The following is an 8,036-nucleotide window of genomic DNA, read 5'->3' on the forward strand; positions in this document are numbered from 1 at the left end:
CGACGCGGCGTCGGAGCCCGCCCCCGGCTCGGTGAGCGCGAAACCCACCGCGGCCTCTCCCGAGGTGATGCGGGGCAGCCACGCGTCCACTGTGGACTTCCGACCGGCGAGCAGGATCGGGTAGGCGCCGAGACCCTGCAACGCGAACGCGGTCTCGGCCTCGGTGCAGTGCCGGGCCAGGGCCTCGCGGATGACGCAGAGGTCCATCGCCGAGGTCGTGGGGAACAGCCTGCCCAGCAGTCCGTGGGAGGCGAGCGCTGCCAGGAGCGGGCGGTTGATCGTGCCGGGCGTGCCGCGTTCGGCGATGGGCGGGAGCGTGGTCGCGACCTTCTCGGTGTGGTCGCGGAGCTCCTGGTGCGCGGGTGACAGGTGCGTGTAGGTCATGCCGGGATCACCGCCGTGCCGAGCAGCTCGATCTTCGCGGCCTCGTCGAACAGTTCGGCCACGCCCAGGAGCGCGACCGCGGGATAGTGGCGGCCGAAGTGCTTGCGCCACAACGGTCCCAGCTCCCGCAGGGACCGGCGGTACTCGCCGACGGCGGTGGTGTAGATGATGAGGGACACCAGGTGGTCCGGGGTGGCGCCGGCCGCGGCGAGGGCGGCGACGACGTTGCCGGCGGCCACGTCGAACTGCTCGACGATCGTCTCGCCGACGATCGTGCCGTCGCGGCCCTGGGCGGTCTGGCCCCCGAGGTGGATGGTGCGGCCGGGCGCGGCGACCACCGCGTGCGCGAAACCGACGGGCTCGGCCAGGCCGGGCGCGGTGACGATCTCGTGGCCGCTCATCGGCCGGTCCACCGCGGCTTGCGGCCGGCTGACCAGGCCGCGTAGAACTCCGCGTGGTCGTCGCTCTTCATCAGCAGTGCCTGGGTCATCGCCTCGAGTTCGATGCTGCTGCCCAGGTCCATGTCGAGTTCGCGGGTCAGCAGCACCTTCGTCGTCGAGTACGCCAGCGCCGGGCCGCTCGACAGTCGGGCAGCCAGGGCCGCGGCTTCCGCCTTGAGATCCGCGTCCGGCACGATCTTCGTGGCCAAGCCGATGGTCTCGGCCCGCCGCGCGTCCAGCTTGTCGCCCAGCATCAGCAGCTCCGTGGCCCGGCTCAGGCCGACCAGCCTTGGCAGCAGGTATGCCGAGCCCATGTCCGCACCCGCCAGACCCACCTTCGTGAACAGGAACGCGAACGACGCCGACTCGGCGAGCAGGCGGAAGTCGCTCGCCAGCGCGATCACCGAGCCCGCACCCGCGGCCACCCCGTTCACCGCCGCGATCACCGGGAGCGGGCACTCGCGGAGCGCCTTCACCACGGCACCCGTCATGCGCGTGAACTCGAGCAGCTGGGCCGCCTGCATCTTCTGCAGCTCGCCGATGATCTCCTCGACGTCGCCACCCGAGCAGAAGCCCCGGCCCGCACCCGTGAGCACGACCACCCGGGCGTCACCCCGGTGCGGCAGCTCGGTCAGCAGGTCCCGCAGGTCCGCGTAGACGTCGAACGTCAGGGCGTTCAGCTTGTCCGGACGGTTCAGCGTGATCGTCGCGACGCCGTCGGCGACCTCGAGGTCGAAGTGCCGCCAGTCCTCGGTGAAACCGGCGGACGCTCGGAACGGGCTCATGCCTGGATTCCTCCTCCGTCCAACACTATCGCCTGACCGTTGACGGCCGCCGCCTCGCGCGCGGCCAGGAACACCACCGCGAACGCCACCTCGTCCGGCTCGAGCAGGCGCCCCAGGGGAGACAGGCTGGTGATCACCCGTTCACTGTCCTCAGTGGAACGCCCGGTGATCTCGGCTATGCGCCGCACGTTCTTCGCCGTCATGTCCGTGCGGACGAAGGTCGGGCACACCGCGTTGGCCGTCACGCCCGTGCCGGCGACCTCCGCGGCCACCGCGCGCGTCAGGCCCACCACCGCGTGCTTCGACGCGGAGTAGGCGGCCGTGTAGGCCTGGCCCGCCCTGCCCGCGGTCGACGCGACCGTCACGATCCGGCCGTCGTCCCTCGCCATCATGCCCGGCAGCACCGCCCTGGTGCACAGGAACGCACCGGTTGCGTTGACGTCCAGCTGGGACCGCCAGTCCGCGGTGCTCGTCTTCGCCAGCGGGGCGCTCGCCGAGATGCCCGCGTTGTTGACCAGCACGTCCACCTCGCCGAGCGAGCCGAACACCTCCGCCACCGCGGCCTCGTCGGTGACGTCGCAGTCGGCGCGGCCCAGCGCGACCACGCGGTCGCCCAGGTCGGTGAAGCGTTTGGCCACGGCGGCACCGATGCCGCGGGTGCCGCCGGTGACGACCACCAGGCGGCTCATGCCATTGCCCGCAGCGCGCGTCGGTCCAACTTGCCGTTCGTCGTGCGTGGCAACGAGGTCACGAAGACGATCTCCTGTGGACACTTGTGGCCGGCCAGTCGCGCGCGGACGTACTCGCGCAGCGCTGCCGCCAGCTCGGGAGAGCCCGCCACGCCCTCGCGCGGCACCACGTAGGCCCGCGGCCGTACCAGGCCATCCACCTCGAAGCCCGCGACACCGCACTCCAGCACGTCGTCGTGGCCGATGAGGCAGTGTTCGATCTCGCTCGGCGCCACCCAGATCCCACCTGACTTCAGCAGGTCGTCGGCGCGGCCGTGGTAGTAGAAGAAGCCGTCTGTGTCGCGGCTGAACAGGTCTCCCGTGTGGACGGTGTCGCCCCGGTACGTCGCCGCCGACTTCTCCTCGTCGCCGAAGTACTCCAGCGCGACGGTTCCGCCGGTCACCTCCAGCGTGCCGACCTCACCGTCGGGCACCTCGGCGCCGTCGTCGTCCACCACTCGGGCCGTGTAGCCGGGCACCACCTGGCCGCAGCTGCCCTGTCGTGCGGCGCCGGGCCGGTTCGAGATGTAGATGTGGTAGGCCTCGGACGAGCCGATGCCGTCGACCACCTCGACGCCGAAGGTCTCCTCCCACCTGCGGTGCAGCTCGGCCGGCAGCGCCTCGCCCGCCGACGTGCACAGCCGCAGCGAACCGAGGTCCTGTGTGGACGCGTCGGAGTGGGCGAGCATCGCGCTCATCATCGTCGGCACGTTCACCAGGATCGTGGGGCGGAACCGGGCGATCAGCTCGAAGATGCGGTCCGCGGTGGTCCGTTCCGGGAACGCGATCCCCGCACCACCGACGCCGAACGGGTACAGCGCGGTCAGGTCCCGCGCGTAGCCGAAGAACAGCTTCGGCACCGGCAGCACGATGTCGTCCTGGCTGATGCCGAGCACGCCGAGCCCGTAGCTCTCGTGGCTGGTGATCGGGCTCGCCGCGGTGTGCACGCAGGCCTTCGGCGCACCGGTGCTGCCCGTGGTGAACTTCCAGATCGCGATGTCGTCGCGGGTGGTCGGCGCCGGGTCGAGGGCGTCGGACGCCTCCGCGACGAGGGCCGCGAAGTCGTGTTCGTTGTCCCGCAGGTCGTTCCCGCCGACCACCAGCAACTGCCGGCCCTCGGTGCCGGCCTCGCGGAGCTGACCGAGGGTGACGGGGTCGGCGACGACCACGTTCGCCCCGGTGTAGTCCAGGAAGTAGCGGTAGTCCTTGGGCTGCAGGAACGTGTAGACCTCGGCCGTGACCGCGCCGATCTTCTGCGCCGCGTACCAGGTGGCGACGAACTCGACCCCGTCGGACAGCGCCAGCAGCACCCGCTCGCCGCGCCGCGCGCCGAGGCCGAGCAGCACGTTCCCGATCCTGTTGCACAGAGCGGCGAGCTCGCTGTAGGTGGTGGCGCCCCGCGGGGTGAACAGCGCGACCCGGTCACCGCGACCCAGCTCCAGGTTGCGGTCCACGAAGTGGTCGGCGACGTTGAACACCTAGCGCACCACCTCTCGGACCGCCTCCACCAACAGGTCCGTGAGAACGTCGAAAGTGGACCGTCCTTCCGCGGCCGTCGCGGCCGCGGGGGTGCCGCAGTACGCGCGCGCCATGCCCATGGCCACGAAGTCGTCCTTGCCTTCCGCCATGGCGGAAAGCAAGTTCACGGGTACCGGTGGCAGCGTCGCCATGGTCGGCGTGTCGACCAGCGCCGGATGGTCGGCGAGCACGAGTGACGTCTCGTACCGCCCGGCGTGGCAGGCGCCGGACCGGAACTCGTCCGTCAGCCGAGCCGCGTTGCGCCGCCGCACCAGGTCCAGGTACGCCACCCCCGCCTCGGCCGTTGCCCTGCGCAGCGTCTCGACGTGCGCCGGCTCGAAGTGGTTGTTGACCACGACGATCCGCAAGAACCCCTGCGCGGTGAGGGATCCGCACACGTCGACGACGAGCGCGTGCAACGTGGGCTCGCTGACCGAGACCGCGCCGGGGAACGCGGCGCCGAAACGCGTGACGCCGTAGTTCAGCGCCGGCAGCACGAGCACCCGCACGTCCGGATCGTCGGCCAGGCGAGTGGCGGCCCGAGCGCACATGCCGGCCGAGATGATCTCGTCGGTGCCCAGCGGCGCGTGCGGGCCGTGCGGCTCGACGGCACCGACCGGCAGGAGCAGCACCGGCTTGCGCGGGCCGGCGAGGACTTCCGCCAGCTGGGGTGAGGTGAGGTCCGCGAAGGCGGTCACGCGCCCACCTCCTCGAGTGGGGTGGGTGGCGGGTCGAACAGGCAGAGATCCGCCCGGCCGGCCGCCACGACCGTGTTCACCTCGTCGGGAGTCGTGAGGTAACCGCCGACGAGCGTCGGCACGTTCGCCTCGTTGCGCACCCGGTCCGACAGCGTGGTCAGGTAGCCGCGCCGGTACTCGGGCCGTGACGTCGCGGTGGTGTGTCCGGCCCGCACGTGGACCAGGTCCACGCCGTGGTCAGCCAGCGCACGGGCGTGTGCGACGCCCTGGTCGACGGAAAGCCCGCCGCGTGCCCAGTCCGTGACCGTCAGCCGGGCCACGAGCAGCCCCGGCCACGCGGCTCGCACAACGTCCACAACGGACAGGGGGAACCGCAGCGGTTCGGTGCCGTACTCGTCGTCGCGCCTGTTCGTCAGCGGCGAGAGGAAGCTGGCCAGCAGGTGACCGTCCGCCAGATCCAGCTCCAGCACGTCGAAGCCGGCCTCCCTGGCGCGACCGGCAGCCGCCACGAATGCGTCCCGCACGCGGGCCATGTCGGCTTCCGTCATCTCGGCCGGCACCGCGCTGAACGGCGTGTACGGCAGCGGCGACGCCGACAGCAGCGGCCACCCGTCCCGCAGCGGCACGTCCGCGCCGCCGGTGGCCCTGGTCGCGCCGCGGCGGCCCGCGTGCCCGAGACGGACGCCGACGAGCGCGCCGGTGTCGTGCACCTCCTTCACCACCGGCGCCCACGAGTCGTCCAGCACGGGGCAGTCGGGTGTCGTCCGGCCGTCCTCCGCGACGGCGACGAATCCGGTCAGCACCAGACCGGTACCGGCCCGCGCGGCCTGGGGCAGGTCCGGTGTGGACACCGAACGCACGACCCGGTTGCGCATTGTCACACCGCCGACGGTGAAGGGCGCGAACATCGGCGGCGGTGCCACCGCGCCCGGCACGAGCGGCGTGCCGGTGGCCGACGCCGCGAACCACGAGTCCAGCACCCGCACGAACTTCGGGTCGCGCTGCATGAGGTTCGCGTGGCTGATCCGGCCGCTGCGGGTCAGCAGGTTCGCCGCGAACTGGATGGGCGCGAGGCCGAGGTAGTTGGCCACGCGGCCGAAGTAGGCGGCGCTGTCGCCAGCGGCCTGCTGGAACCGCTCGACGACCGGCTGCCGTTCCAGCTCGTAGTCGACCAGTGCCGGCTCCACTGCGGACGGGTACCGCTCCAGCGCGTTGGCCAGTGCGATCGCGTCCTCCATCGCGAGCTTCGTGCCCGACCCGATCGAGAAGTGCGCCGTGTGGGCCGCGTCGCCGATCAGCACGACGTTGCCGTGGTGCCAGTGCTCGTTGCGCACCAGCGGGAAGTCCAGCCAGACCGACTTGTTCGACATCAGCCGGCGGTCGCCCAGCTCGGCCGCGAACAACGACTGGCAGAACGCCATGCTGTCCTCTTCGGACATGGTGTCGAGGCCCGCGCGTCGCCAGGTCCGCTCGGTCGTCTCCACGATCCACGTGCTCGTGTGCTCGTCGAACGGGTAGGCGTGCACCTGGAACAGCCCGTGCTCGGTCTCCTTGAACACGAACGTGAACGCGTCGAGCACGAGGTCGGTGCCGAACCACACGTACTTGCAGCCCTGCGGAACGGACGAGCTGCCGAAGTCGAACTGCCTGCGCAGGATGCTGTTCGCGCCGTCGGCCGCCACCACGAGCTCGCCGTCCACATCAGAGGGTGAGACTTCCTGCCGGAAGGTCAGCGACGCGCCGAGCGACCGGGCCCGCCGCTGGAGGATCGCCAGCAGGTGCGTGCGCCGGATCGCGGAGAACGTGTGCCCCGACGACCGCAGCACCCGCCCGCGGTAGTTGATGTCGATGGACGTCCAGCGGGCGAAGGAGTCCGTGATCTCGAGGTAGGTGGGGTAGTCGGCGTCCCGCAGCGCGCCCAGGGTCTCCTCGGAGAACACCACGCCCCAGCCGAACGTCGCGTCCGGCGCGTTGCGTTCCACCACCGAGACCTCGTGCCCGGTCTTGCGCAGCAGGATCGCCAGGTACAGCCCCGACGGACCGCCGCCGACGATCGAGACGCGCATCAGGACACCGCCTCGGCCAGCCGGTCGAGGTCGTCGAGGGAGGCGACCGTCGGGTAGAGGATCAGTTCGTCGCAGCCCTCCGCCTCGTAACCACGCACGAAGTCCCGCACCGCGCGTGCGGACGTGAGGTTGCCGGCGGCGATCTTCTCCGCGAACGGCCCGGTGAACGCGTAGTAGTCGAGGAGGTACGCACTGCCGCGGTCCGGGTCGCCGAACGCGAAGTACCCCTGGCCCCACAGCTTGGGCTCGCCGGGACGTTCCAGGTCCCGCCACGCCGCACGGGCGCGGGTGGCCGCCGAGCCGAACGCCCGGGGCGGTCCACCGCCGTGCGCGTAGCCGTCGCCGTAGCGGGCCATGCGGGTCAGTGCCGCGCCGCTCGCGCCGCCGACCAGCAGCTCGATCGGCGCCCGTGCGGGCCCGATGCCCGACCCGTCGAGCGTGCCGCGCAGGTACGCGAGCTGTTCCGACAGCACCGCGCCACGCCTGCCGTGGGCGACGCCCGCCGCCTCGTAGTCGTCCCGCCGAGCACCCACGCCCACCCCGAGCGCGAACCGCCCGTCGGACAGCGCGTCGACGGACAGCGCGTGCTTGGCGAGCATGGCGGGGGAGCGGAGTGGACCGATCGCGATGTTCGTGGCCAGCCGCGCACGGGAGGTGACGGCCGCGGCGGCCGACAGCGCCGCGAACGGCTCGATGCTGTCGTACACGAGCCGGTCGAGGACGCCGAGCGTGCCGAACGGCCCGGCGTCGGCGCGCCGCGCCCACTCGACGAGCACCTCGCCCGAGATGCCCGGAAGCGTGTTCGGAAGTCCGACGCCGACCTTCACACCCGACACATTACGGTTGACCGCGCTGAGGCGTCAACTATGCTCGAAGGCATGGACGACCCGCTGCGCGGTTTCGAACCGGCGCCGCAGGACCTGGTGCTGACGCTCCTCGGCGCGCACCACGGTCCGCGCGACGGCACGGTCTGGTCCGGTGGTCTGGTCCGGCTGCTCGGCGAGTTCGGCTTCACGCAGGGCGCCGCCCGCGTCGCGCTGAACCGGCTCGTCGCCAGGGATCTGCTGGCCCGCAGCAGGAACGGCCGGCACGTGCACTACGTCCTCACGCCACGCACCCGTACCGTCCTCGCCGAGGGCGACCAACGGATCTTCACCCTCGGCGAGAAGCCCCGCCGCGAGACCACGTGGACCGTGCTGTGGCACTCGATCCCCGAGGAGCGCAGGCTCGCCCGCACCCACCTCGTCAGCCGGCTGCGGTTCCTGGGCTTCGGCTCCGTGCAGGACGGCACCTGGCTCGCGCCGCACGACCGCGAGCAGGAACTGGCCGCGCTGCTCAAGGAGCTCGACGTCGCCGAGCACGCCGGCGTCATGCTGGGCCGCCCCGCGACCGCCGTCGACTTCGGCGCGTTCGTCGC

General features: G+C 71.7%; 8 protein-coding genes and 1 pseudogene. 1 reads left to right on the forward strand and 8 read right to left on the reverse strand.

Annotated features, from left to right (window positions below; genetic code table 11):
- The 8 genes from ACJ73U_RS20105 to ACJ73U_RS20140 all read right to left on the reverse strand — a co-directional run.
- Positions 1 to 384: acyl-CoA dehydrogenase family protein (locus ACJ73U_RS20105; protein ID WP_407779196.1), on the reverse strand; the 384-nt coding region annotated here is incomplete at its 3' end.
- Positions 381 to 785 (reverse strand): RidA family protein, encoded by a 405-nt coding sequence (locus ACJ73U_RS20110; protein WP_407779197.1) that lies wholly within the window; start codon positions 783 to 785, stop codon positions 381 to 383. The genes ACJ73U_RS20105 and ACJ73U_RS20110, both read right to left, overlap by 4 nt.
- Positions 782 to 1,609 carry an enoyl-CoA hydratase family protein gene (locus tag ACJ73U_RS20115; protein WP_407779198.1) on the reverse strand — a complete coding sequence of 276 codons (828 nt, stop codon included), beginning with the start codon at positions 1,607 to 1,609 and terminating at the stop codon, positions 782 to 784. The genes ACJ73U_RS20110 and ACJ73U_RS20115 overlap by 4 nt, the downstream gene beginning before the upstream one ends.
- Positions 1,606 to 2,298 carry an SDR family NAD(P)-dependent oxidoreductase gene (locus tag ACJ73U_RS20120; RefSeq protein ID WP_407779199.1) on the reverse strand — a complete coding sequence of 231 codons (693 nt, stop codon included), beginning with the start codon at positions 2,296 to 2,298 and terminating at the stop codon, positions 1,606 to 1,608. The genes ACJ73U_RS20115 and ACJ73U_RS20120 overlap by 4 nt, the downstream gene beginning before the upstream one ends.
- Entirely contained in the window at positions 2,295 to 3,815 is a 1,521-nt protein-coding gene (locus tag ACJ73U_RS20125; RefSeq protein WP_407779200.1) for a benzoate-CoA ligase family protein, read from the reverse strand. Before ACJ73U_RS20125 ends, ACJ73U_RS20120 begins: the two co-directional genes overlap by 4 nt.
- A complete protein-coding gene (locus ACJ73U_RS20130; RefSeq protein ID WP_407779201.1) occupies positions 3,816 to 4,553 on the reverse strand; it encodes a creatininase family protein in 738 nt (245 codons plus the stop codon).
- Positions 4,550 to 6,619 carry an FAD-dependent monooxygenase gene (locus ACJ73U_RS20135; protein ID WP_407779202.1) on the reverse strand — a complete coding sequence of 690 codons (2,070 nt, stop codon included), beginning with the start codon at positions 6,617 to 6,619 and terminating at the stop codon, positions 4,550 to 4,552. Before ACJ73U_RS20135 ends, ACJ73U_RS20130 begins: the two co-directional genes overlap by 4 nt.
- Positions 6,619 to 7,446 (reverse strand): LLM class flavin-dependent oxidoreductase, encoded by an 828-nt coding sequence (locus tag ACJ73U_RS20140; protein WP_407779203.1) that lies wholly within the window; start codon positions 7,444 to 7,446, stop codon positions 6,619 to 6,621. The genes ACJ73U_RS20135 and ACJ73U_RS20140 overlap by 1 nt, the downstream gene beginning before the upstream one ends.
- 51 nt (positions 7,447 to 7,497) lie before the next feature.
- Here ACJ73U_RS20140 and ACJ73U_RS20145 point away from each other — a divergent pair.
- Positions 7,498 to 8,036, forward strand: a pseudogene (locus ACJ73U_RS20145) (PaaX family transcriptional regulator); the annotation flags it as partial.

Source organism: Actinophytocola sp., assembly GCF_045807065.1.
GTDB lineage: Bacteria > Actinomycetota > Actinomycetes > Mycobacteriales > Pseudonocardiaceae > Actinophytocola.